Below are 25,317 nucleotides of genomic sequence, written 5' to 3' on the forward strand. Positions count from 1 at the left end.
ACTCAGTCTTTATATAAGTTGGACCACCAACCCGGGTTGCAGCCACCAAGCGACACGGCCATACTGGCGACGCTTCACGGTGTGTTTGATTGATTTTCCGACGACATCTGCTCTGGCGCTGCGCCCTTTTCCGCCATCTTTTGTTGCATCATCGCACACGCTTGCGCTACCAGCGCTGCATTCGGCGAATACACCATCTGTTTACTCGTAAACAACAGGACTTCTCCAAAATTTACCGTTTTCTCCAAGGGCAGAATGCGCAACATATTCTGCCGTTCAAAGTACCGAGCAATTCCCAGAGGCAAGGCCGCTACCAGGTTCTCGCGCCCCAGCATAATAACATTCGTCATTGTCGTGCTGGAGCGAATGATTATGGTCGGACTTACCAGCCCAAATGAATCGCACAGTTCGATCAGTTTGGCATTCGCATAGGTACCCACTGGCGGGAAAATCCAGTTGCAGCCGTGCAGTTGTTCGGGATTCAGCTCATTGGTTTGCGCCAGGGGATGCTGCAATCCACAGACCAAAACCATGGGTTCGTAATCCAGAACAATACGATCAAAGGCGCTCAGGTCGATCAGTTCCGTTCTGCGGCCAATGACAATATCCAGGCGACCGACACCGAGCTTTTCCAGCAGCGGCTCGATGATGCCGTCCTCTATGCTCACCTGCAGGCCCGGCATCTGTGCAATCAGTTCGCTAAGCAAGTCGGGCACTACGGACAAAGTGGCCGACGGTAACGCCCCGATAGCGAGCGAACAGCGCTGTCCGCGTTCGAATTGCCGCAGCTCGGATTGAATACGGCGAGTCGACTGCAGTATCTGACGCGCATACTCGATCATCGTGTTGCCGTACGCGGTCGGGGCAGTTCCTTGTGCACTGCGTTCAAATAACGGATAGCCAATTTCCTGCTCAAGCTGAGACAACGCTTTAGAGGCCGCTGGCTGGGTCATATGCAGTTGTAGCGACGCCTTGTGCAGGTTCTGCGTCTCGGCCAGCGCTACGAGCAAATCAGCCTGGCGTTTTTTCAGGTGAAACATGGGGTTATGCCAAATTGGTTATGCGGTGAGTCGATAAATGAATTTTACAGAGTTCCGGTAACTATGGAACACTTAAGCGAACAAACATATAAGGAGACAATGTCATGCGTCGTCTATGGAAACGCGTTCTACCCGTGCTGTTGACCTGTTGTGTTTCCCCGGCAGCCGTGGCTTCGACCGCCATGCCGGAACAAATCACGATCATCGTCCCCTATGCGCCGGGAGGTGCAGTGGATGCGCTGACCAGAATTTTGGCAAAGCACATGTCGGCCAATGATGGTCTCAATCTCGTGGTGGAGAACAAGTCGGGGGCCGCGGGCGCTATCGCTGCTCAGCAGGCGGCACGCAGCAAACCAAACGGACGCACTCTGCTGATGGGCACCTCAAACACCCACGGCGTCAATAGCGTGATAATGCCCGACCTCAATTATGACCCCGTCAAAGACTTTACGCCCATCGCCGATGTCGCCGAGAACATCGTCATCCTGGCTGCCAACAAGGACTTCCCGGCCAATACCCTTACTGAAGCAGTACAGCTTATTCGCAACTCACCCGGCAAATACAGCTTTGGGTCGCCAGGAATGGGCAGCGTACATGCGCTGGCCATGGAGCAATTTGCGCAAAAGCTGAATCTTGATGTCACGCATATCGCATACAAGGGAGCCGGTCCGGCAATGACAGACACGGTTGCTGGCAACATTCCACTTGTCATGGCGGGGGTGGTGCCGGCCAAGCCGTTTCTGGCTGACAAACGGATCAAGATCCTGGGTATCGCCAATCCCCAGGATGACATGTTCGGTGGCGTCAAGGAAGTCGCACAAACACAATATTTTTCCGATATCCAGAAAGGTACATCGATCCAGTCCTGGATCGGTCTGTTTGCTCCGGCAAACCTGGATCCTGCGCTGGCCGACAGAATGCACTTGGCATTCAACAAGGTGATTGCCTCTGATGCATTTGCCCGCGAGCTCATTCCCCTGGGAATGGTTCCCAACATTTCCAGCCGCAATACGTTTGCCGATAAAGTGAACGCCAATGTGCAACGCTGGAAGAATTCCATTTCTTCGACAACATCCGCCAAACAATAAGGTAATGTCAGATATGACCCGACCAGTCAATTTTCTTATGTTTATTACAGACCAGTTACGTGCCGATCACCTGGGCTGCTATGGTAACGACGTGGTGAAAACGCCTATTATTGACGCGCTTTCAAAAAAAGGGTTCCGGCTGGAAAATATGCACGTAGCTACACCTATTTGCATGCCAAACCGGGCCAGCATGATGACTGGCCGTTATCCTTCGGTGCACGGAGCGCGCCATAATGGGATACCGCTATCGCTCAAGGCACGTACCTTTGTCGAGACTTTGCGCATTGCCGGCTATCAGACTGCACAGGTAGGCAAAATCCATCTGCAAAACATGACGGCGCATGCACCGATCTGGCCCGAAGATCCGACGCAACGATTATGCGAGGAAGCGTTCGAAACAGATGACGGCAACTATGAGCAGGAAAAGCGCGGCAAGTGGCTCGCTTGCGATAATTACGATCTTGATTATCCATACTACGGATTCGAACAAGTCTATCTGGTGGACGACCATGCCGATATCGTTCATGGGCATTATCGGTATTGGCTGCGTCGCGAAGTGCCCGATGGGGAATCGCTGATCGGCCCCGACAACGCAATACCCTCCCCAGACTACAAGTTAACGCAGATCGGACAGGCTTGGCGCACGCGTCTGACCGAGCAACAATACCCATCAGCCTATATTGCCGATCGCAGCATTGACCTGCTCAATGAGTATGCAGGCAGCGAACAGCCGTTTTTTCTGCAGGTATCTTTTCCTGACCCCCATCATCCCTTTACCCCGCCGGGCAAGTATTGGGACATGTACAAGCCCGAGGACATGACACTGCCGGCATCGTTTTACTCCAATCACGAGCCGCCGCAACATGTCAAATGGCTTTATCAGCGTCGTGACTCCGGCGTAGCCACAAAGAAAGGTACTGCCGTTTTTGCGTGCGATGAGCGCGAAGCAAAGGAAGCGCTGGCACTGAACTATGGCTCTATCAGCAATATCGATGCGCAGATCGGCCGCGTGATAGATCAATTGGAACAGCTCGGATTGCAGGAAAACACGGTCGTCATATTCACCAGCGACCACGGCGATTTCTTGGGCGATCACCAACTTATGCTCAAAGGTCCAATCCACTACCGAGGTCTGACGCGCGTTCCCTTCATTTGGGCTGATCCACATTTGCCACAAGCAGCTGGCAAACAATCGGATGCGCTTGCCAGCACGATCGATATTGCACCCACCATTCTGAATCGCGCCGGCGTACGCGCCTTCAATGGCATTCAGGGCCAAGACATGCAACCCTTGATTGACGGCGCCAGTTCGGATCTGCGCGATTCATTGCTGATTGAAGAAGAAGGCCAGCGCGTCATCCTCAGCATCGACACCCGTGTACGCTGCCGTACCCTTTTGACGCGGCGTTACCGAATGACAATTTACGATGCAGCCTCCTGGGGAGAACTCTATGACCTGCAAAACGATCCTAACGAGATGAACAATCTATGGGATAGCCAGGAGGCAGCGGTCGTTCGAGCAATGATGATGGAAAAACTGGCATACACCAATCTCGAGCTGGTGGACAAAAGCCCGTACCCAAGCGCACTGGCGTGAGCAGAAACTACCCTAGATAACACCCGGTACTCAAGACAGAAGACAACTGTGTATACATTGAATACTATCGCCAAAAAGGCCATCGCCTGCGGCCTGGCCCTCGTCTTTGGCGGCGCAGCATTGGCAAACTATCCCGAGAGTGGCATTGAAGTCTTGAAGAATTTTGATATGCACTTTGCGTTCCTGCTGATGGCGCCCAAGGGACTGGACAAAAATATCTCCGAAAAATGGAATGCTGCGATTGCACGCGCGATGCAATCAGAAAAAGTCAAAGCACAGTTTGACAAGCTGAATTTGCGCAGCGTTAGCGGATCATCGCAGGAAGCGCAACAATGGGTCGTCAATTACGACAGTCGTATCCGCGCAACTATCAAGCAAGCCAATATCCGGGTTGAATAAGCGCTTTCCTTCACAGGAACTGGCTTATCTCACTGGTCGATGCGAAGGTCCGTTGCGAAAGCTCGATACGAAGATCGATGTGAAAACAGTTTCGAAACCCGATATGGCGCCCGACGCGCAATTCCACACGCTTGCCGGATCAGGCTGGCTATCGATTGCACTTATCGGTATCTGGTTGGGGCAAACTGCGAGTTGTCCGCAACAGCAATCACTGAACCTAAAAACAGTCGCTGAATCCAAAAGCATTTCACCCGTGATACCAGACCTGTTGGACTGATGTCGCGGGTGAAATTTTAACGCAATGCCTCTTTTAGGGTTTGCCTGCGGGTGGATGCGTGTGTCGCGCCCCAGCAAAAGCCATTGAGCAGGGTCAGATTGCTTTTTCCAACTCTGGTACGGCAGTAAACAAATCTGCAACCAGGCCGTAATCGGCAACACCAAAAATCGGCGCTTCCGGATCTTTATTGACGGCAACGATGACTTTGGAATCTTTCATGCCGGCCAGATGCTGGATTGCACCTGAAATACCAATGGCCACGTACAACTGCGGCGCAACGATTTTTCCGGTTTGACCCACTTGCCAGTCGTTCGGCGCATAACCGGCGTCAACCGCAGCGCGGGAAGCGCCAAGCGCAGCGCCAAGCTTGTCGGCCAGCGGCTCGAGCAACTTGAAGTTATCTGCACTGCCCATACCGCGACCACCCGATACCACAACCGTAGCCGCAGTCAACTCGGGGCGATCATTCTTGGCCATTTCGCGGCCCACAAAAGATGACAGGCCTGAATCGCCAATCGCTTCCAGAGTGTTGACTTCGGCGCTGCCGCCCTCGGCCGCTACGGCGTCAAAAGAAGTGACGCGAACGGTGATCACTTTCTTATCATCGGAAGACTGGACGGTTGCGATCGCGTTACCGGCGTAAATGGGACGCTCGAATGTATCGGCTGACTCGACAGCGGTGATATCGGAAATCTGGGCTACGTCCAGCTTCGCAGCCACGCGCGGCGCGATATTTTTGCCGGATGCTGTGGCCGGAAACACAATATGGCTGTAGTCACCGGCAACGGCAAGCACCTGCTCGGCCACGTTTTCCGCCAGGGAGTCCTTCAGATGATCGGCATCGGCCAGCAGTACGCTGGTAATGCCCTCGACTTTGGCAGCCTGTGCCGCGACCTCCTGTGCTCCACTGCCGGCAACCAGAATATGAATATCGCCGCCGATTTTCTGTGCAGCAGCAACCGCATTCAATGTTGCCGGTTTTAACTGCTGGTTATCATGTTCTGCAATAACTAGAGTCGTCATATTAAATCACCTTCGCTTCATTCTTGAGTTTGTCTACCAGCGCAGCAACATCATCAACCTTGATGCCGGCCTTGCGTGAAGGCGGCTCGCTGACTTTCAGCGTTTTGATACGCGGCGTCACGTCTACACCCAGCTCTTCTGGCGTGAGTGTATCCAGCTGCTTTTTCTTCGCTTTCATGATGTTGGGTAACGTCACATAGCGAGGCTCGTTCAGGCGCAGGTCGGTCGTGATGATCGCAGGCAGTTTGACGCTGATGGTTTCAAGACCACCGTCTACCTCGCGCGTGACTTTGGCGTTTTCGCCTTCAATCACAACCTTGCTGGCGAACGTGGCCTGTGGCCAGCCCAGCAATGCTGCCAGCATTTGTCCGGTCTGGTTGGCATCGTCGTCAATGGCCTGCTTACCCAGAATGACCAGGTTAACCTGCTCTTTCTCGGCAACAGCTTTGAGCAGCTTGGCCACAGCCAGGGGCTGCAACTCGACATCGGTTTGCACAAGCGCAGCGCGGTCAGCGCCAATGGCCATGGCCGTACGCAAGGTTTCCTGGCATTGCGCCACACCGCAAGAGACCGCAATGATTTCTGTGGCCGTACCTGCTTCCTTGAGTCGTGTTGCTTCCTCGACGGCGATTTCATCAAACGGATTCATAGACATTTTCACATTTGCAATATCTACGCCAGACTGATCTGACTTCACGCGTACTTTGACGTTATAGTCAACAACACGTTTTACAGGCACCAATACCTTCATCCAACAATCTCCTAGGTTTACGGGGCAGCCGCCCCGAACTTATTACTGAACCCGATTATTTTACATGCTTGCTTGCAGCGATTTGACTAATTCATTCAATCGCATGAATTTTGCAGATTTCCGTTTTGCACAGCGCAACAGAAACGCGCTCCGGTGGTCACTGTGGACCGCTTTGCCGCAGAAAATGCCACATTTGTCCGCAAATCCGGCGCCGGACCGACTTAAAGCCCTGCTAAAGTCCGAATATGCGCTTCGGTGCTGCGTCCCAACGCGGACAAGGCGTAACCGCCCTCCAGCATGCTCACAATACGCCCTTGACTATATTTATCAGCAACATCCTTCACCTGCTTGGTAAGCCAGATGTAATCCTTTTCTACCAAGTCAAGCTGCCCCATGTCGTCTTCGCGATGCGCGTCAAAACCGGCAGAAATAAAAATCAACTCGGGTTTGAATTGTTCCAGCGCCGGCAGCCACTGGCGCGCCACCAGTTCGCGAATCTGCTCCGCCTTCGTGTAAGCCGGCACGGGGCTGTTGTGCATGTTGGGCGCCGGATGATCTACACCGCTGTTGGGAAACAGCGGATATTGAAAAAAACTGCACATCATGACCGAATCGTCGTTGGCAAACGCTGCCTCGCTGCCATTGCCGTGGTGGACGTCAAAATCAACAATGGCAATACGCCGAAGGCCATATTGGTGCTGCGCATAACGAACGCCGATAGCCACATTATTCAAAAAACAGAATCCACTGGCTCGCGACGGCTCGGCATGATGCCCTGGCGGTCGTACGGCACAAAAAGCATTACGGGCGTGGCCGGCCATGATCTGGTCAATGGCTTGCAAGCCGGCTCCTGCCGCATGCAATGCCGCCTGCAGGGTATGCGGGTTCATGCAAGTTTCTTCGGTATCGACATTAAAATAGCCGTCCTGCGGCGCGTTTTCACGCAGAAACCGGACATGCTCTTCGGTATGCACGCGCAGCAGATCGGATTCCAGTGCTTCCCGAGCCGGCATATGCTGCAGAAAATCGGCAAGACCGCTTGCCACCAGCCTGTCATTGATGGCATCCAGACGCGCCGGCGACTCGGGATGCCAGGAGCGCATTTCGTGGCGATGGCACGAAGAATGCGTTATGAATAGCGTCTCCACAATATTCGTCCTGCTTTCAATTTACTGATTGACTATTGATTGATCTTATTTTATCTGCATACAATCTACCATATTTTGCAGCGCAACGAGACACTGGGCAATCCTGGGCGTCATACTCAATCTCTCGGTTTTTGCCGCAAATTATGGCATGATGCTGCTAATTTCCCATACTTCCAACGTCACCACAACTTCACGGGGTTCCTCTTGAAACGATCTTTTGCACTGCTTGTACCGGTATTGCTGCTGTCTTTATCGGCGTGTTCATCCACCGGCCAATCGGTGCAATCGAGTGATAGAGGCTCGTCAACGCAGTCCGGCACCAGTGGACCGACGGGCTGGGCAGCGGAAAACCGAAGCCTGAGCGCGAACCGGAACACTTTTGTCGCCCAAGTTTCTGAGCGCCATGCCATCCCGCGCTCGCACATCGAACAGCTACTTGCCACGGCCACTGTGGACGACCGGGTCGTCCGCCTGATGACGCCCAAAGGCACAGGCGGACGGGTAACCCGCGCCTGGCTCAGCTACCGCAGCCGTTTTGTCGAACCCATTCGCCTGCGCAAAGGGACGACCTTCTGGGATGCCAACCGGCAAACCCTGAACCGGGCAGAAAAAACTTACGGCGTTCCTGCTGCGATTATTGCCGCGATCATCGGCGTGGAAACCGTCTACGGGGAACAAACCGGGTCGTTCCGCGTGCTGGATACCCTGTATACCCTGGGCTTTCACCATCCCGAGGCGAACCGCCCCGAGAAGGCCCAGATGTTCCGCAATCAGCTGGCCGCCCTGCTGGATCTTGACTATCGCGACAAAGTCGATGCCAATGCCGCTACCGGCTCCTTTGCCGGCGCCATTGGCCTTCCGCAATTTATGCCAGTCAGCATCGAGCACTATGCAGTAGACGGTGACAATGACGGACACATTGATCTGCGCTACAGCGCTCAGGATGCCATCCTTTCCGTGGCTAACTACCTCGCCAAACATGGCTGGCGCGCCGATGCGCCGGTTTTCGCGCCGGTGACATTGCCCGCAAATGCAGCATCCTTGGTTGACGGTGGCCTGGAGCCGTCCATGAGCTGGCGCCAGTTGCAAAGTCATGGCGCCAAGCTGCGTGCCGGCGCTAGCGGCGGCAACTGGCAGAACGGCAAGGAAATCGGCGTCATCGACCTGCGTGATGAGGTTCGCGGCGTACATGAGTATCGTACCGCCACACGCAACTTTTTCGCCATTACCAAATACAACCGCAGCTACTTCTATGCCGCCTCTGTGGCCGAGCTGGCTCACGGACTGGCGCAGCGCCAGCGTGCCAATGGTCATCAGGTCACCATGCCATATTGAGAAATGAGAAACGCGGCGCAGCAATAGCGGATAGGGGCACCAGCGCGCAGGCTGCCCGGTGCCCCTAGCTTGCTGCCGGTTGTGCCGATGCAAAATGCGGTTGCCGGCTGCCCCTATATCGGACAGGCTGCACCTTGTCCCTGCGGGTTGTGAACGGAAGCAATCAGCAAAAGCGGCCACCGGCTTTTTTGAATCCGGTGGCCGCTTCTTTTACACATCGTCAACACTGACCCGTGCATGGCCCGGATACGCCAGAAGCGTTGCCGGACCGGCTGCACGATCAGCCGTGAGAGAACTGCGCTTCTTCGGTAGAGCCGGTCAGCGCCGTTGTTGACGAACGTCCGCCTTCAATAGTCTGGGTGACGGCATCAAAATAACCGGTACCCACTTCGCGCTGGTGTTTGACGGCGGTAAAGCCCAGTTCTGCTGCGGCGAATTCTTTTTGCTGCAGCTCAACGAATGCGCTCATCTGGTTACGAGCATAGCCATGGGCCAATTCGAACATGCCATAATTCAGGGCATGGAATCCCGCAAGCGTGATGAACTGGAATTTGTAACCCATGGCGCCCAGTTCGCGCTGGAATTTGGCGATGGTGACATCATCCAGGTTCTTTTTCCAGTTAAACGATGGCGAGCAGTTATAGGCCAGCAGTTTGCCCGGGAACTGTTTGTGAATGGCTTCCGCAAATTTTTTCGCATCATCCAGATTGGGGGTCGATGTCTCGCACCACAGCAAGTCTGCATACGGTGCATAAGCCAGCCCGCGCGAAATAGCCTGGTCCATACCGGGTTTGGTGCGGAAAAAGCCTTCAGGCGTGCGCTCGCCAGTCAGAAATGGCTGATCGTTATCGTCGACATCGCTGGTTATCAGGTCAGCAGCGTCCGCATCGGTACGCGCCAGCAGCACGGTCGGCACACCCATCACGTCTGCAGCCAGCCGGGCCGAAACCAGTTTGGCAACGGCTTCACGCGTTGGCACCAGCACCTTACCACCCATGTGGCCGCATTTTTTCACCGACGCCAGTTGATCCTCGAAGTGAACTCCTGAGGCGCCAGCATCAATCATGGCTTTCATCAGCTCAAACGCGTTCAGTACGCCGCCAAACCCGGCTTCAGCATCGGCAATGATCGGCGCAAAGTAGTCGATATACCCTGCATCGCCCTCTTCCTTGCCTTCCATCCACTGAACTTGGTCACAGCGAGTCAGCGAGTTATTGATACGACGCACCACGTTTGGAACCGAGTTTGCGGGATACAGCGACTGGTCGGGATACATTTCACCAGCAATATTGGCATCGCCTGCAACCTGCCAGCCCGACAGATAAATCGCCTTGAGACCGGCCTTGATCTGCTGCATTGCCTGGTTGCCGGTAAGCGCCCCCAGCGTATTGACGAAAGGTTCGTTATTGAGCAGGTTCCAGAGTTTTTCGGAACCGGTGCGCGCCAGGGTGTACTCGTTTTGACGTGAGCCTCGCAGCTTGATAACCTCTTCAGCCCCATAGCCGCGTTTGATCCCCTGCCAGCGTGGGTTTTCGGCCCAATCTTTTTGAAGGTTACGGATAGCGGTTTCGCGTTTTGACATGATTGACTCCTGTATAAAAAAAGAAAGATGCTATGGAGAAAATTCTATCTGAAGACCGCACTGCAATATAGACTTATATCTTATATAAGACTAAAAATTATCGCCATATAAATCAATATATTATGATTTATATTTTATATTATGAAATAGTATTTGCGATAATGAAATGCTATTTTTGCGAGCGCAGCATGCAAAATTCATGTTGTGAAATTAGCATCTCATAATGTGAAATACTCGGAATTGGGAATTGAAAATTACTGTGAACAGGCCAGTCTGGATGCCAGGCTAAAGGGCAATGCCGTCAAAAGCGATAGAGTGGTGATCCGTAAGCAAGAATAGCCAGACCGTCTGATTAATTGTTCAATATCGAACCCTGTTTCATGACGACAGTGCATGCCGCAAAAGCACCGGCAATGAGGAAGAACACGGATGTGATCGAACACAGATAGCATCAATCAAAAATGCGGTGGCACACGAATGGGTTTAAATACAGATGTGATCGCGCCTGTTGCCATCCGACGATCCGTCATCCGCGCATTGGGCAATAGCACCGCGAAAGTGACAGGCACTGCCCTGCGACTGCGCGATGCGTCCAGTCCCGCCCGTGAACGGTGAGATCGTGCCGCGCGGGGATCGACTAGAATCCCCCGAAGCAGGACCAAAAGAGATTGGATACGGACACGTACAGCTCTGGATTAGTGTACAGGGAAAACACAAGAAGAAGGATGGCCATCACTACGCTGTAAGCGGCCAGTCGCTTGACGGTTGTCATAAGTGGTTCCTCCCTGAATGATAAGTGCAATGCACTCTTGCGGCCCCAGACCGGATAAAGGACGATCGGACTGGATTCGCTGTGCTTACAAGCCTGAAGGCGATGAAACCAGTATACCTCACCACGATGGGCGGTCAAGACCCGCTACCCAAGGGCTGGCAATCGGCGGACACGGCGGACTCAAGCGATTGGCAAGCGCCTGGACAGCCACTTTACCGCATCAGGCGGTACTGCCCTGTGCGAGCGGGCGACTGTCCTGTTGTCTGCGCGCGCAGTATGCCACCCAGAATGCAGCCAGTACGGCGCCGAACAACGCCACGCCAGCGGCCAGCCACGGACCGCGAACGGCCTGATGATCTAGCATAAAGCCATACATGACCGGTCCAAGGGCCGAGCCCACGTCCATTCCCGAATAGACAAGACCGTAAACTGAGCCCAGCGCGCCCTTGGGCGTGACACGCCGAACCAGCATATCGCGAGAAGGGCCGGCCATGCCGCTCAGAAATCCGGCCATACAGAGTCCGGCTATGGCCAGCCCGGAAGGTAGCACCCCCATAGCAAGCAGAATAAAGACAACACCCGAGGTAGCCAGCGAGCCGGCCACAATACGTTCCGTCCTGTCGGTACTGCCCGCCAGAAAACCGCCGATGAGCAGGCCAACGCCCGCTGAAATCATATATAGAGACAACGCCGAACTGGCCCATTCCTTGCCAATGCCGTATAAGGATCCCAGGATCGGAATGGTGAAATTTTGCACCGATGACATGGAGCCTGATGTAAAGGCAAAGAACAGGAATGCCCCCCACAACGCCGGATTCTTCAGAAGCATGCGCAATTTGTGGATAAATCCCGGTTCTGCGGCGCGAACTTGTTCAGGCGCCGGCTTATCGGCCTCGGCTGCCGGCGTGGCCAGCAGCGACGCACCAATAAATGTTGCCAAAAAGAGGCACAATAGCGCAACCGCAGCCGCGCCCGCGGCAACGCGCCAGGATCCGGTCTGGACAATAAAAAAGGTAATGAAAATAGGCGCCAGTGCCCAGCCCAGATTCCCGGAGAGACCGTGAATACTAAAGGCGTGGCCCAGGCGCCGCTGGCTCACGTTTTGGTTAATAATGGAAAAATCAACCGGATGAAACACAGAGTTTCCGGCGCCACCGATGAACGCGGCGAGGATAAATACCCAATAGGCGTCGGCAATGGAGATCAGCATAGCGGAAACCACCATGCAGGCCAGGCCGAAACGCAGTACAGGCCGCGCCCCCTTGTGGTCAACGACAAAGCCGGAGGAGGCTTGTCCGACACCTGAAACAACAAAGAATACCGTAGCCACAAACCCCAGCTCGGCAAAACTATAGCCAAACTCCCGATTCAAAGACAGATACAGTGACGGCAATACCAGCTGATAGAAATGCGAACCGCCATGCAATAGTCCGATCAGCGCAATTACCTTCCAATCTCTTGGGTCGCCGTCAGCGTTGGGAGCGCGGACAGAAGAAGTCACAACCTGCGAAGTCATATGATACCTGTGATAACCGGTTTATACCTGTGATAACCGGTTGAATAAATCTGAGAAAAACGTCAGTTCTGCTGTTGTTTGATAATGGGCCACGCTTTCTTCAAATAGTAAAACATGGACCAGATTGTCAGGACAGCGGCAATGTACACCAATACCGTGCCAACGGGGGCAAACGGAATGGAATGCCAGTCCTGGTAAAACAGCAGACATGGGATTGCGGTCATTTGTGCGGCGGTTTTGAATTTGCCCACCCAATGCACGGCAACGCTATTGCGCGCGCCAATGGTTGCCATCCACTCGCGCAGTGCCGAAATGGTTATTTCACGCCCGATAATGATAAGTGCAATAAAGGAATCAAGCCGGTTCAAGTCGAGCAGAATCAACAGGGCCGCGCAAACCATTAGCTTGTCTGCGACCGGATCCAGAAAGGCACCAAACGATGACGTCTGGTTCCAGCGCCGCGCCAGCCAGCCATCGAACCAATCTGTCAGCGCCGCAAAAACAAAGGCCAGCGCACCGATAGTATCGCGCAACGGGACGCCCATCCAGTTCAGCGGCAGATAATAAAGCGCAATGACCAGCGGAATCATGGCGATCCGCATCCAGGTCAGGATAATAGGTATGTTCAGTGGCATAGGACTTTAATACACAAAATACGGCGGGGCATCATGTGTAATCCTACCATTAACGCAATGACTCATAGATGCGTTCTGCAAGTTCTCTGGAAATACCTTCTACTGAACGCAAATCATCGATGCTTGCAGCCGCCACGCCCGAGAACCCGCCGAAACGCGCCAGCAGTTTCTGCCTGCGCTTGGCGCCAACGCCTTCAATTTCTTCCAGTCGCGACACATTCCGGGCTTTGGCGCGGCGCGCCCGCATACCCGTGATGGCAAACCGGTGCGCTTCATCGCGCACCTGAGCAACAAGCATTAATGCCGCCGAGCCCAGGCCAAGCGCGACAGGCGGGCGATCGTCTGTAAAGACCAGGGTTTCCAACCCGACCTTGCGCCCTTCTCCCTTGGCCACCCCGACAATAACACGGGTGTCCAGACCAAACTCCACAAACACCTGCCTGGCGATTTCAACCTGTCCCTTGCCGCCATCAATCAAAACGACTTCCGGCAACGGCGCCTCGCCATCGGCGACTTTGGAGAAGCGGCGAATCAAGACTTGGCGCATGGCCGCATAGTCATCGCCTTCGTTAATACCGGCGATGTTATAACGGCGATATAACGAAGGCTGCATATCATGATGATGATAAACCACACAGGAGGCCTGCGTCGCCTCGCCTGCGGTATGGCTGATGTCAAAGCATTCGATACGCAGCGCATCCAGCGCTTCATCATCGGTATCCAGTTGCAGCAGTTCGGCCAGCGCACGCGTGCGCGCCGCACGCGATGTCGACTCTGATAGAGCTCGCGCCAGGGAAGACTCGGCATTGCGCAAGGCCTGATCCAGCCAGGTCCGGCGCACCCCCTGAGGACGGGTCTGCAGCCGGGTCTTGATCCGGGACGGCTGTTGTTCATTGAGCAATGCCAGCAGATCCTCATCGGCCAGCGTCTCGGAGCACACCAGCACCGGAGGCAGCGGATTTTCTACATAATGCTGGGCGATGAATGCGGTCATGACGTCGGAACGGCTTTCACCATCGGCTTGTGTCGGAAAAAACGAGCGATCGCCAAGGTGGCGGCCACCCCGCACCATGGCCAGATTGACGCAAGCCTTGTCGGCCGCCTGTGCCACGGCAATGATATCGACATCGGTCTTGTCCACCTCTTCCATGGACTGCTGATGCAACACAGTGGCCAGCGCGTGCATCTGGTCCCGCAGCGCCGCAGCCTGTTCAAACTGCAATTGGTCTGAGGCCCGCTGCATGCGAGACTGCAGATCGTTGACCACGTCATCGGCCTCGCCGTCCAAAAAACGCACAGCTTGCTGCACATCACGCTGGTATTCGTCCTCGCTGATGAAATTGACGCAAGGCGCAGTACAGCGTCCGATCTGATATTGCAGACAAGGACGGGAGCGATTCGAAAACACGGTGTCTTCACAGGTGCGCAGCCGAAAGACCTTTTGCAGAATCTGTATGGTTTCGCGCACGGCCCAGGAATTGGGATAAGGCCCGAAAAAACGCCCCTTGCGACTGGTAATGCCGCGATAGTAAGCAATGCGAGGATAGTCGTGCGCACTGATCATCAGGTACGGATATGACTTGTCGTCACGAAACAGGATGTTGTAACGCGGCCGCAGACTTTTGATCAGGTTGTTTTCCAGAATCAGCGCCTCGGCTTCCGAACGGGTGACGGTCACTTCCACGCGCCAGACCCGCGCCACCATCATCGCAATGCGCGGACTGTCAGGCGTTTTCTGGAAATAGGACGAGACGCGTTTTTTCAGATCGCGGGCCTTGCCTACATATAAAACCGTGTCTTGCGCATCCAGGTGGCGATACACCCCGGGCAGATGCGGCAGATCACTCAGAAAGGATTTGAGATCGAAAGTCTCGGGCATACTGATACCGTGAGTCTGATTGCAAAGTATTCCAGTCCATGAACGACGCCGCCGGCTTCAGGGCGCGGATCCGGCCAAGCGATGCCGGCGAAGGGGCTATTTGCAGTGAATCGAGCAAGGTATCGGCCAGATCGGGACGGTTGCATACCAATACCATATCACACCCGGCAGAAAGCGCTGCTTGGGCACGCGCCGTGATGTCGCCGGCGACCGAGGCCCCTTCCATGGTCAGATCGTCGGAAAACACCACGCCATCATACTTCAGGCGCTCGCGCAGAATCTGTTGCACCCATACTTTGGAAAAGCCGGCAGGCGAGGCATCTACCTTGGGGTAGATCACATGTGCCGGCATCACCGCAGAGAGCACCGGCGCGCCCAGCCAGTCATAAGGCATGGCATCGTCTGCCATGATTTGTTCAAGTTCACGCTCGTCGACCGGAATGGCCACATGCGAATCGGCATCGACAAAGCCATGACCAGGAAAATGCTTGCCGCAGGAGCGCATACCCGCCAGACTCAAGCCCTGAATGAGGGCACGAGCAAGCATGGCAACGACGCGCGGGTCGCGATGAAAGGCGCGACTGCCTACCACCGCGCTGACACCATAGTCCAAGTCCAGTACAGGCGTAAAGCTGAAATCCACGCCACAGGCGCGCAGTTCGGCCGCCAGCACATAACCGATCTCGGTCGCAGCTCGCATGGCCTGCAACGGGTTGCGCTCCCAATAGCGGCCAAGCTGCTGCATTGATGGCAGGTGGGTAAAACCCTTGTCGCGAAAGCGCTGTACACGCCCGCCCTCATGGTCCACCGCAATAAGTAGCGGTTCGTCGCGGGCTTCATGAATTTGCGCTGTCAGTTCTGCCAGTTGTTCAGGATTGTCGTAATTACGCGCAAAGAGAATCACCGCACCGGTCAGCGGGTGCGCCAGGCGATCCCGCTCCTGACTGGTCAGGCGGTGGCCGGCAACGTCCAGCATCACCGGACCGGGCATTTGTCGGCCAGCTGCTGCAGTGGCGGCCGATTGGGCAGATTGGCGGGCGGGGCGGGATGGGGAAGCAGACACCGGGACTCCTTTTGGCTGTGAACAATAAAATGAATGATTAAACGGGTTTACGCTCGACAATGACAAAGGCCATGGCCAGATCAGATTCATCGGTCAGGGTAATATGGGCCAGCCCGTAGCGGGATTCGTACCAGTCTTTCAAGGGTGAAGCCAGCACGACTAGCGGCTGCCCGCTAGTCGCATTGAGCGTTTGCATGCGCGACCAGGTCATGGGCGTGCGCATGCCCAGCCCGATCGCCTTGGAAAACGCCTCTTTGGCGGCAAAGCGGGTAGCCAGGAAGCGAAGGCCGCGCTCCGGGTCACGTGCCTGTCTGCGCAAGAATTTCTCCCGCTCTTGCGGGCCCAGGATACGCGCGACAAATCGATCGCCAAAGCGCTCGTACGCATGGCGGATTCGATGTATATGGATCAGGTCCGTACCGATACCGGCAATCGCTGCCGGCGGCGTGACTTCGTTAGCCATGGGCATTTCACCGTGAAGTGCTAAACCTTGATAAAATGTTCTCGGTAGTGCTTGAGTTCTTCAATGGATTCGTAAATATCGGCCAGTGCCTCGTGGCGGCTTTTCTTATCGAATCCTTTGTATACCTCTGGTTTCCAGCGGCGGGACAGTTCCTTGAGCGTGCTTACATCCAGATTGCGGTAATGAAAGTAGCTCTCGAACCGCGGCATGTACTTGTACATGAAGCGCCGGTCCTGGCTTATTGTGTTGCCGCAAAGTGGTGATGCGCCTTTTGGCACCAAGGGAGCGAGAAATTCAAGCAGAATGTCTTCTGCCTGCTCTTCAGTGAGCACAGAGGTGCGGACCTTTTCGGTCAGGCCACTGCGGCCATGGGTAGACGTGTTCCATTTATCCATGCCTGCCAGAACCTCATCGGACTGATTAATCACCAGAACCGGGCCTTCCGCCACCAAGCTGAGGTCAGGTTCGGTTACCACAACCGCCACCTCCAGAATACGTTCTTTTTCGGGATCCAGGCCGCTCATTTCCATGTCCAGCCATACCAGTCGCAGATCATTTACCGCCATTTTCGATCCTTATAGTTCAGAAACATTATTTTCGCACAGAGCACACAACAGAAATGTCCCCAACCCCATTTACGCTTTTATTTGTCCTTTTCCTTCTTCTCGAGACTGTAACGCATTTGTGGCTGGCAAGCCGGCAGGCGCGCCATGTTACTCGCCATCGCGCCAGGGTGCCGGACGAATTTGCTGAAAAAATCGGGTTGCATAGCCATCAGCGTGCCGCTGACTACACGGTCGAGCGCATGAAGCTGTCTATGACCCGGCGCGTTTTCGACGCAATGGTGCTCATTGCGTTTACACTGCTTGGCGGTTTGCAATTGATCAATGAGTTTCTGATTAACACCGTCCCTGGCGATTTCTGGCGCCAGATTCTGCTGCTTGGCACTGTCCTGTTGATTTCCGGCGCGCTGCATCTGCCATTTAGCCTGTGGAAGCAATTCAAACTGGAACAGAAATTCGGATTTAACCGTATGACCTTCGGGCTGTTTGTCAGCGACACGATCAAGGGCTTGGTGGTCAGCGTGGTTCTGGGCCTGCCGCTGGCCGCTGTCACGCTCTGGCTGATGGCCGCATCCGGTCCCCTGTGGTGGCTGTGGGCATGGATGGTCTGGGTCGCGTTCAACGCATTCCTTCTGTTTGTCTTCCCAACCTGGATTGCCCCGCTTTTCAACAAGTTTACGCCGCTGGATAATCCCGAGCTGGCCGATCGCATCAACAATCTGGCACAGCGCTGCCATTTTGCCCTCAAGGGGTTGTTCGTCATGGACGGCTCCAAGCGTTCGGCCCACGGCAATGCCTATTTCACCGGGTTCGGCAAATCGCGCCGGATTGTTTTTTTCGATACGCTGCTGGGCAAACTGAACCCTGACGAGATTGAAGCTGTGCTGGCCCATGAGCTGGGGCATTTCAGTCATAAGCACGTACAAAAACGCATGATTTTCAGCTTTTTGCTGGCGCTCGTGTTTTTCGCCGTACTGGGATTTCTGAAAAATCAGATCTGGTTTTACCAAGGCCTGGGGGTTTCACCTGTCATCAATGGTTCTAACGATGCTATGGCTCTGCTGCTGTTCTTTATGGCCATGCCTGTGTTCACGTTCTTCTTTGCGCCGATATTCAGCTTCTTTTCTCGCAAGGACGAGTTTGAAGCTGACCATTACGCCCACACGCAAGCCAGCTCTGAAGCGCTGATTTCTGCGCTGGTCAAGCTATACAACGACAATGCCTCCACCCTGACGCCAGACCCGGTGCACTCGGCTTTTTATGACAGCCATCCACCAGCATCGCTGCGTATCCGACGACTCCAAGAGCTGCAGGCAACAAACGGATGATCGCCGGGCGTGTCGTAGCCGCTCACGGCCGTCACTATCAGGTCGAAATGGGCGATGGGCAATTGCGCCAATGCTATACGCGCGGGAAAAAAAGCGGGATTTGTGTTGGCGACTATGTCGACATTGAACCCCAGGGGCAGGACGAAGGCCGAATCGAACGAATACACGAACGCCGTAACTTACTGTACCGTTCAGACGAAATGCGGGCCAAGCAATTTGCGGCTAATGTTGACCAGTTGCTGATTGTGATTGCAGTTGAACCACTGTTTTCCGAGGATCTGACCGGCCGGGCGCTGGCCGGCGCATTCAGCGCCGATATCACACCCGTAATCATTCTGAACAAGTGTGACCTGGCCGAAGGATTGCCGCGTGCACGCGCCCTTCTGTCAGACATAAAAGAGCTGGGCGTGCAAATCATCGAAACCAGCACCCTGCAGCCCGAGGCATTGCGCAATGCCCTGTTGCCCCTATTGAAAAACAAAACCAGCCTGCTGCTTGGTCAAAGCGGTATGGGCAAATCCAGCATTTTGAATATCCTGGTGCCCGAAGCTCGCGCCGACACCCAAGCGCATTCCATTGCTCTGGGCACTGGCAAACATACAACGACATCGTCGCGCCTATATCATTTGCCCGACAATGGTGGGCAGTTAATCGATTCGCCCGGTTTTCAGGCGTTTGGCCTCAAACATCTGGGACAAACTGAAGTGGAACAGGGATTTCCAGAATTCGCGCCCTACAGCCAAAACTGCCGGTTCTACAACTGCGCGCATCGACATGAGCCCGGTTGTGGCGTGCTGGCTGCCAAAGAGCAGGGTTTAATCAGCGTCAAGCGGCATGAACTTTACTTGCGCATCTTAGCCGAGTCGACCGCGCCGCAGAAATATTGAAACCACCCTGCCGTCTCCGGGTTTGCGCGTGGACAGTGGGCTCAGCGTAGCCAGAGACATCGGGGCGCTGGCTCCGAACGGCGTTACCCCGTATCCCGGTCATTATGCCCTGCTGAAAATTCAGTAAAAATGGCTATCTTGATTTGACATTTTTTATCAATTGGGAATTCGTATTCTGTCGAAATTGCACAATGAATGCAAATATCTCGATTTTGTTTCACAATTGGCCTGACTATTTTTCAAAGCAATAAAACAACCATCACCCGTCATCGAAAATCGGAAACGGTTGCATGCACACGGAATTGTTATGGAACACGCTGGCGAAATTCTTATTCTTACCGGCCCACCCGGCTCCGGAAAAACAACCGCTGCACTGGCCCTGACCGAGCAACCTGGGTCCGCAAAGGTTCACCTGCATACCGACGACTTCTGCATAGTCGGCCCATGGTTTTTACCGTCTTTCCAGACAATTGCCACGCCAGTGCATTACCTTGTCCTGCGCCCTTCATTAGCGCTGGCAATCGCTCACTGTCAGCAACGCGGTAACGACACCTTGACAGACCCAGAACCTATCGCTGCCCTGCATCAACAGTTTTCTTTGCTGGGTGAACTGGAACACCATGTTCTGTCTGTTGACGGCAAAACCCGACAGGAAACGCTTGAGATGGTCATCAGCGCCATGCAAATCGGTATGTTTCGTTTATGACACCTTGACTCAAACAATGAAATTGCATTCTCCATTCTCACTCATTAGGGAATATTTTCACTGTAGGCGAAACTGGACAGATCAGGCCTGAACTACGGCCAACAGGCGATGGTAGAAATTCCTGATCACGTTTGCCGTGGCACCCCAAATGAAATAACCATTCCAGGGCATGGAATAATAATATCTTTCGTTGCCATCGGGGGCAATTGCATGATGCAGACGATGGTTGGCCGGATCCATCAGAAACGCCAGCGGCACCTGGAAAACTTCTGCCACCTCCACCTGGTCTGTTTTTATTTCAACCGTATTGGCGAGCCAGCCAACGTAGGGTCGCAACAAAAAGCCCGTTCCTGTGTAAAATTCCGGCAATTGTCCCAGCACCGTCACCGCCTGTGTAGGCACACCGATTTCCTCAAACGTTTCCCGCAACGCCGTATGTTGAGGGTTGATGTCGCTTTCCTCGACCCGTCCTCCAGGGAAGCTGACCTGCCCCGGATGGTGATATAGCTTTTCGGAACGCTTGGTCAACAGCACGAAGATTTCCCCATCGCGCTTTACCAGCGGCATCAGCACGGCAGAGTCAATATAGGACTCAGACTGATATTGGACGATTTTGGCTTCGTTCCATTGTTGAACCAGCGCATCAGCCGACCAGACAAGACTATGATCAAAGGCGCCCTCGATCAAAGCGGATGTAAGTAAGTCAGGAGATATCGCGTGCAAATTTTCATTGGCCACCGTCCATTTTTGTGCCTGCACGTCAAACCCGGGCGTAATAGGCTTTCTTAGTGGTTCAGTCAAAACAGTGTCCTGTGCAATAAATGATCGTTCTTAATATGCGCATTTTAAGGCACGCAATATTATTTCGGTCCAATCGGAATGAAATGAAACCAGAAGGAATGGCAAGCGACCAATAAAAAAAGAGCCGGCAAAGCCGGCCCTTTTCCCCGTTACAGCGCTGCGATAAACCAGGCAGCGGTAACGCGATAACACTGTAAAGCAGTCAGTCGCTGCAAGACCTGCTTACGCAGCTGCCTTCTTGTCGGCCTTACGTACCAATTTTTCTTTGATACGCGCAGCTTTACCAGAACGGTTGCGCAGATAGTACAGTTTCGCGCGACGCACATCACCACGACGTTTAACGACGATAGATGCGATTTGCGGAGAATACAACTGGAATGTCCTTTCAACGGCTTCGCCTGAAGAAATTTTGCGGACAATAAAGGAAGAGTTCAGACCACGATTGCGTTTGGCAATAACCACGCCCTCATATGCCTGTGCACGCTTGCGGGTGCCTTCGACCACATTCACGCTGACGATCACGGTGTCGCCAGGCGCAAATTCAGTCACGGGATTGCCACCAGTCAGACGCTGAATTTCTTCCTGCTCGAGTTTTTCGATAAGATTCATAATAGACTCCGGTTCATCATGAACGGCTGTTTAGAGTAACGTCACATTATTTGTGATTGCACCGACCCATTCAGGTGCGTTTGCCGACAGAGGATAAATAGAACTCGAAAGTATAGCTTATTTGGCTCAGGCACACCAGCGATCTAGCCTTTTACCACGGAACAAACAGGCTTAAGTTGTTGAATTCAATCAAAAAGCGGCAAAAACACAACAAATTGACCCTTGCCACCGCCATGCCGAGTCGGCCAGCTTGTTCTAGGCGGGCTTACCAATACGAGCGGCACAAGGCGGCGTTATTTGACTTGCGATAGCCTACAAAAGAACCGTTCTGTGAGGCAGGTCAGGCCAGGCCAGCAGCGGTACCTAAAAGATTCATGACCGGAATCAACGCAAACCACGCTGCTACCATGCAGACGTCGGCCAAAAGATGGCTGCTGCGACTCACTTTGCTGCTTTTTCTGCGATAAAGCGTGGCAAAAGACTGGTCGAACTGACGGCAGGCTGATATAGTTGAAGTGACAGTGGCATCGGGCTTGCGAGTTGGGGTTGTCATGATGAATTCTCCAAAAGTTAAGAGGTGCCTGCCCGGGGTCGAATTACAATTTGAATGCTGGAAAACACCAAATTGAAACTACATTCGACGACGGGCAAGCGATAACTAGGACCCTAATCTAGTTATATCGCGACTATGCATTGCGATAAGTAATACTGTATATCCATACAGTATTTTTTGCAAGCGCAATTTTGTGACTTCGCACGCGTATGTTGCATTCACACTTCGTTTCCAACCCTCCCAGACTGATATTTTTCTTTTAAATCAACATCCTGAAGATATGCTGTTGCCACCGCATGGCTGCATCAGACAGCGTTTGTCCCTGGCGTCCTTGCCTTTCATCGGGTCGTACGTTTTTGCGCCCAGCAATCCCGTTGCTGCCGTAAGAACTACGGATACCGCAAATAAAAAAGCCATGACGGTTCTATGTCATGGCTTTTTATTGCAACTGCCGAAATGTCTGGACAGCCGACAGGTTCAGGGCAGCCCAAAAGCAGCGGCCCTGAAGGCAACATCAGGACGGAACAACGGCTCTGGTTTATGTGGCCGTGTCTGATCTGGCCGTGTCTTACTTGTTAGGCTGCGGCGTGGTACGCAAGTATGGACGGACTTCTGTGAAGCCTTTCGGGAACTTCTGTTTCAACACTTCAGGATCTTTCAATGACGGAACGATGATCACGTCTTGACCATCTTCCCAGTTGACTGGCGTTGCCACACTGTGAGAGTCGGTCAACTGCAGCGAATCGATGACGCGCAGGATTTCATTGAAATTACGACCTGTACTTGCCGGATAGGTAATAATCAGGCGAATTTTCTTGGCCGGATCAATAATAAATACTGAGCGCACGGTGACAGTGGCGCTCGCATTCGGATGAATCATGTCGTAAAGCGTGGACACTTTGCGATCATCGTCGGCAAGAATGGGGAAATTCACCGTTGTGCTTTGCGTATCGTTGATATCTTCGATCCATTTATTATGTGAGTCGGCATCATCTACTGATACAGCCAGCACTTTCACATTACGCTTGGCAAATTCGTCGGCCAGCTTTGCTGTATAGCCCAGTTCAGTCGTGCAGACAGGCGTAAAGTCGGCCGGGTGAGAAAACAGAACACCCCAGCTGTCGCCCAGAAACTCGTGAAGCTTGATAGGGCCGGTGGACGAATTCTGTTCAAAATCGGGGGCGGTATCGCCCAAACGCAGTGTTGTGCTCATGGTATCTCCTTGTAAGCTTGGGGAATGTGCGAAGCCAATGGCCTCGCACTGTATACCGGGATTATGTCAAAAAATGTTTATACCTTAAAAGAATAAATAATAATTTTGATATACCCAATTTGCATATTAAAACATATTCACTGCGCTTGCGCGCTTTAGGAAAATACTGCTGCGAATGCTTCCTGCACATTGTCGCCGGCCTTGATGGCAGATGACAATGCCAGCGCCCTTGGTAATAAGTGAGCGGCATAAAATACCGCTGTCGCCGTTTTTTGCTTGTGCACATCAGACTGCCGTTCCCGGCTTTTGAGAGCCGCGTTAGCCAGATGCCAGCCTGCATGAACATAACCGGCGAGCATCAGAAAGGGAACACTGCCAGCAAAAGCACTGCGCATGGCACCCTTGGTGGCAAATGCCAGTGTTGCATCCAGGGCGTTCTCGTACGCCTGCACGCTAACTTGCAATTGCGCGCCGATAAAGGCCAGCGCCGCATCTTCCGGATGCTGGTTCAGTGCATTGACCGTATCACACATCGCGGCAAGAAAGCCGCGACTGACCGCGCCGCCATCGCGCAGAATCTTGCGCCCGATGAAATCATTAGCCTGGATAGCGGTCGTGCCTTCATAGATCGGCAAAATACGCGCATCGCGATAATACTGGGCCGCGCCTGTTTCTTCAATATATCCCATGCCTCCATGTACCTGCATGCCCAACGAGGCGACTTCAACCGCATTTTCGGTAGAAAAGGCTTTTACGATAGGAACGAGGTACTCATACTGGGCACGGTGCAAATCACGGGTCTTTTCATCGGTATGCTGGTGGGCGACGTCATTGCACATGGCAGCATACAGCGCCACGGCGCGACCGCCTTCGGTCAGTCCGCGCATGGTCATCAAAAGACGCTGGACATCAGGATGGTGGTCAATGGTGACCGGCCCGGCTGAGCCCTCCAGCAGATTGCCCTGCACTCGATCTGCAGCATAGGCAGTTGCCTGCTGCAGCGCGCGTTCGGAAACGGAAATGCCCTGAATGCCCACGTTATACCTGGCGGCATTCATCATGATGAACATATATTGCAGCCCGAAATTTTCCTGGCCAACCAGATAGCCGATCGCCCCCTCGCCCACTTCGCCTTTGCCGGCGCCGTATAAAAGAACGGCGGTGGGACTGCCGTGGATCCCCAGTTTTTCTTCAATGGAGGCGCACCAGACGTCATTGCGCTTGCCCAGAGAGCCGTTCTCGTTGACCAGAAACTTGGGCACCACAAACAGGGAGATGCCCTTGACGCCTTTGGGCGCATCAGGCGTGCGGGCCAGCACCAGATGCACAATATTTTCCGCCAGGTCATGATCACCGTAAGTGATAAAGATTTTCTGGCCGCTGATACGGTAAGTCCCGTCATCCTGGGCAATCGCCCTGGTGTTGAGCAGGGCCAGGTCCGATCCCGCCTGAGGCTCGGTCAGATTCATGGTGCCGGTCCAGCGCCCTTCAAGCATCGGTGGCACAAACGTCTTTTTAAGCGTTTCGCTGCCTGCCTGGGTGATGGCTTCAATGCAGCCGTCGGTGAGCAACGGACACAGGGCAAAAGACAGGTTCGCTGCATTCAGGTTCTCGGACACGATGGCCGAAATCAGCTTCGGGAAACCTTGACCACCCAGATCTGGCGTATGCTGTAATCCCTGCCAGCCACCCTCGGCAAACGCCTTGAATGCGTTGGCAAAGGAAGCCGGCGTGGTCACTTTACCATTATCCCATTTGGCACCGTGATTATCGCCCTCCTTGTTGGTGGGGGCCACCACCTCTTGAACGAATTTTGCGTTTTCATGCAAGACGGCCTCGACGATGTCGTCGCCGATTTCCTCGTATCCCGGCAGGGCTAATACCTGCTCAAGCAGCCCCATGTCCTTAAGGTTGAAAAAAATATCATCCAGTGGGGTTTTGTATGTCATGTCTGTCTCATGGTGTCGTATTAGAATGAATAATGGCGGCGTTGCGAGCTGGCACGCCCTGGGCGAATTTCCAGATAAAGCCTGTCAAATCAATATTACACCATCCGTAAAAACGGAACCAGACGGTCCGATTTAAACGG

24 protein-coding genes are annotated in these 25,317 nt (G+C 53.8%); 8 read left to right on the top strand and 16 right to left on the bottom strand.

Annotated elements, in window-relative coordinates:
- Nucleotides 1-74 precede the first annotated feature (74 nt).
- Nucleotides 75-1,040 (bottom strand): LysR family transcriptional regulator, encoded by a 966-nt coding sequence (locus tag CAP48_RS13255; RefSeq protein ID WP_100697492.1) that lies wholly within the window; start codon nt 1,038-1,040, stop codon nt 75-77.
- 104 nt (nt 1,041-1,144) lie between these two features.
- Between CAP48_RS13255 and CAP48_RS13260 the strand changes: the two genes are divergently transcribed.
- Genes CAP48_RS13260 through CAP48_RS13270 form a run of 3 tightly spaced genes read left to right on the top strand, consistent with a single transcriptional unit; the run spans nt 1,145 to nt 4,124 of the window.
- A complete protein-coding gene (locus tag CAP48_RS13260) occupies nt 1,145-2,128 on the top strand; it encodes a tripartite tricarboxylate transporter substrate binding protein (protein WP_100697494.1) in 984 nt (327 codons plus the stop codon).
- Nucleotides 2,129-2,141: 13 nt separating this feature from the next.
- The gene (locus CAP48_RS13265) at nt 2,142-3,725 is read left to right on the top strand and encodes a sulfatase (RefSeq protein ID WP_100697495.1); all 1,584 of its coding nucleotides are present in this window, start codon (nt 2,142-2,144) and stop codon (nt 3,723-3,725) included.
- A 48-nt stretch (nt 3,726-3,773) separates the two neighbouring features.
- Nucleotides 3,774-4,124: a tripartite tricarboxylate transporter substrate-binding protein gene (locus CAP48_RS13270; protein WP_100697496.1), complete on the top strand. Its 351-nt coding sequence runs from the start codon at nt 3,774-3,776 to the stop codon at nt 4,122-4,124.
- A gap of 370 nt (nt 4,125-4,494) precedes the next feature.
- On the opposite strand, the gene CAP48_RS13280 is transcribed toward CAP48_RS13270, so the two are convergent.
- The 3 genes from CAP48_RS13280 to CAP48_RS13290 form a co-directional block, all read right to left on the bottom strand.
- On the bottom strand, nt 4,495-5,424 hold the full coding sequence (locus CAP48_RS13280) for an electron transfer flavoprotein subunit alpha/FixB family protein (RefSeq protein ID WP_100697499.1): 930 nt from the start codon (nt 5,422-5,424) through the stop codon (nt 4,495-4,497).
- Between the two features lies 1 nt (nt 5,425).
- Nucleotides 5,426-6,175, bottom strand: coding sequence for an electron transfer flavoprotein subunit beta/FixA family protein (locus CAP48_RS13285; RefSeq protein ID WP_100697501.1), 750 nt, complete (start codon nt 6,173-6,175; stop codon nt 5,426-5,428).
- Nucleotides 6,176-6,396: 221 nt separating this feature from the next.
- Nucleotides 6,397-7,323: a histone deacetylase family protein gene (locus tag CAP48_RS13290; protein ID WP_100697503.1), complete on the bottom strand. Its 927-nt coding sequence runs from the start codon at nt 7,321-7,323 to the stop codon at nt 6,397-6,399.
- 204 nt (nt 7,324-7,527) lie between these two features.
- Here CAP48_RS13290 and mltB point away from each other — a divergent pair, with 204 nt between their 5' ends.
- On the top strand, nt 7,528-8,658 hold the full coding sequence (mltB, locus tag CAP48_RS13295; protein WP_100697505.1) for a lytic murein transglycosylase B: 1,131 nt from the start codon (nt 7,528-7,530) through the stop codon (nt 8,656-8,658).
- A 280-nt stretch (nt 8,659-8,938) separates the two neighbouring features.
- Here the strand turns inward: mltB and aceA are convergent, their stop codons facing one another.
- Nucleotides 8,939-10,240 (bottom strand): isocitrate lyase, encoded by a 1,302-nt coding sequence (gene aceA, locus CAP48_RS13300; protein WP_100697507.1) that lies wholly within the window; start codon nt 10,238-10,240, stop codon nt 8,939-8,941.
- A 477-nt stretch (nt 10,241-10,717) separates the two neighbouring features.
- Between aceA and CAP48_RS20250 the strand changes: the two genes are divergently transcribed.
- On the top strand, nt 10,718-10,855 hold the full coding sequence (locus CAP48_RS20250; protein ID WP_161495262.1) for a hypothetical protein: 138 nt from the start codon (nt 10,718-10,720) through the stop codon (nt 10,853-10,855).
- A gap of 377 nt (nt 10,856-11,232) precedes the next feature.
- On the opposite strand, the gene CAP48_RS13305 is transcribed toward CAP48_RS20250, so the two are convergent.
- The 6 genes from CAP48_RS13305 to orn all read right to left on the bottom strand — a co-directional run bounded on the left by CAP48_RS13305 (nt 11,233) and on the right by orn (nt 17,134).
- Nucleotides 11,233-12,528 carry an MFS transporter gene (locus CAP48_RS13305; protein ID WP_100697509.1) on the bottom strand — a complete coding sequence of 432 codons (1,296 nt, stop codon included), beginning with the start codon at nt 12,526-12,528 and terminating at the stop codon, nt 11,233-11,235.
- Nucleotides 12,529-12,590: 62 nt separating this feature from the next.
- A complete protein-coding gene (gene pgsA, locus CAP48_RS13310; protein WP_100697511.1) occupies nt 12,591-13,163 on the bottom strand; it encodes a CDP-diacylglycerol--glycerol-3-phosphate 3-phosphatidyltransferase in 573 nt (190 codons plus the stop codon).
- A gap of 49 nt (nt 13,164-13,212) precedes the next feature.
- Nucleotides 13,213-15,042: an excinuclease ABC subunit UvrC gene (gene uvrC / locus CAP48_RS13315; protein ID WP_100697513.1), complete on the bottom strand. Its 1,830-nt coding sequence runs from the start codon at nt 15,040-15,042 to the stop codon at nt 13,213-13,215.
- The gene (nagZ, locus tag CAP48_RS13320) at nt 15,005-16,033 is read right to left on the bottom strand and encodes a beta-N-acetylhexosaminidase (RefSeq protein WP_100697711.1); all 1,029 of its coding nucleotides are present in this window, start codon (nt 16,031-16,033) and stop codon (nt 15,005-15,007) included. The genes uvrC and nagZ overlap by 38 nt, the downstream gene beginning before the upstream one ends.
- Before the next feature lie 109 nt (nt 16,034-16,142).
- Nucleotides 16,143-16,568 carry a holo-ACP synthase gene (gene acpS, locus CAP48_RS13325; protein ID WP_100697515.1) on the bottom strand — a complete coding sequence of 142 codons (426 nt, stop codon included), beginning with the start codon at nt 16,566-16,568 and terminating at the stop codon, nt 16,143-16,145.
- Nucleotides 16,569-16,588: 20 nt separating this feature from the next.
- A complete protein-coding gene (orn, locus tag CAP48_RS13330) occupies nt 16,589-17,134 on the bottom strand; it encodes an oligoribonuclease (RefSeq protein ID WP_100697517.1) in 546 nt (181 codons plus the stop codon).
- 53 nt (nt 17,135-17,187) lie between these two features.
- Here orn and CAP48_RS13335 point away from each other — a divergent pair, with 53 nt between their 5' ends.
- The 3 genes from CAP48_RS13335 to CAP48_RS13345 all read left to right on the top strand — a co-directional run bounded on the left by CAP48_RS13335 (nt 17,188) and on the right by CAP48_RS13345 (nt 20,052).
- Nucleotides 17,188-18,459, top strand: coding sequence for a M48 family metallopeptidase (locus tag CAP48_RS13335; protein WP_100697519.1), 1,272 nt, complete (start codon nt 17,188-17,190; stop codon nt 18,457-18,459).
- A complete protein-coding gene (rsgA, locus tag CAP48_RS13340) occupies nt 18,456-19,346 on the top strand; it encodes a ribosome small subunit-dependent GTPase A (protein ID WP_100697521.1) in 891 nt (296 codons plus the stop codon). Before CAP48_RS13335 ends, rsgA begins: the two co-directional genes overlap by 4 nt.
- Nucleotides 19,347-19,653: 307 nt before the next feature.
- Nucleotides 19,654-20,052 carry a shikimate kinase gene (locus CAP48_RS13345; protein ID WP_100697523.1) on the top strand — a complete coding sequence of 133 codons (399 nt, stop codon included), beginning with the start codon at nt 19,654-19,656 and terminating at the stop codon, nt 20,050-20,052.
- Between the two features lie 81 nt (nt 20,053-20,133).
- On the opposite strand, the gene CAP48_RS13350 is transcribed toward CAP48_RS13345, so the two are convergent.
- The 5 genes from CAP48_RS13350 to CAP48_RS13375 all read right to left on the bottom strand — a co-directional run bounded on the left by CAP48_RS13350 (nt 20,134) and on the right by CAP48_RS13375 (nt 25,177).
- Entirely contained in the window at nt 20,134-20,853 is a 720-nt protein-coding gene (locus tag CAP48_RS13350) for a CoA pyrophosphatase (protein WP_153045705.1), read from the bottom strand.
- Between the two features lie 222 nt (nt 20,854-21,075).
- Nucleotides 21,076-21,462, bottom strand: coding sequence for a 50S ribosomal protein L19 (gene rplS, locus CAP48_RS13355; protein ID WP_100697527.1), 387 nt, complete (start codon nt 21,460-21,462; stop codon nt 21,076-21,078).
- Nucleotides 21,463-21,802: 340 nt separating this feature from the next.
- A complete protein-coding gene (locus tag CAP48_RS13360; protein WP_100697529.1) occupies nt 21,803-22,015 on the bottom strand; it encodes a hypothetical protein in 213 nt (70 codons plus the stop codon).
- Nucleotides 22,016-22,583: 568 nt separating this feature from the next.
- Nucleotides 22,584-23,228, bottom strand: a complete 645-nt coding sequence (locus CAP48_RS13370; protein WP_100697533.1) for a peroxiredoxin — start codon at nt 23,226-23,228, stop codon at nt 22,584-22,586.
- 155 nt (nt 23,229-23,383) lie between these two features.
- A complete protein-coding gene (locus CAP48_RS13375; protein WP_100697535.1) occupies nt 23,384-25,177 on the bottom strand; it encodes an acyl-CoA dehydrogenase in 1,794 nt (597 codons plus the stop codon).
- Between the last annotated feature and the right edge of the window lie 140 nt (nt 25,178-25,317).

It is taken from the genome of Advenella sp. S44, from assembly GCF_002810445.1.
Classification (GTDB): domain Bacteria; phylum Pseudomonadota; class Gammaproteobacteria; order Burkholderiales; family Burkholderiaceae_B; genus Advenella.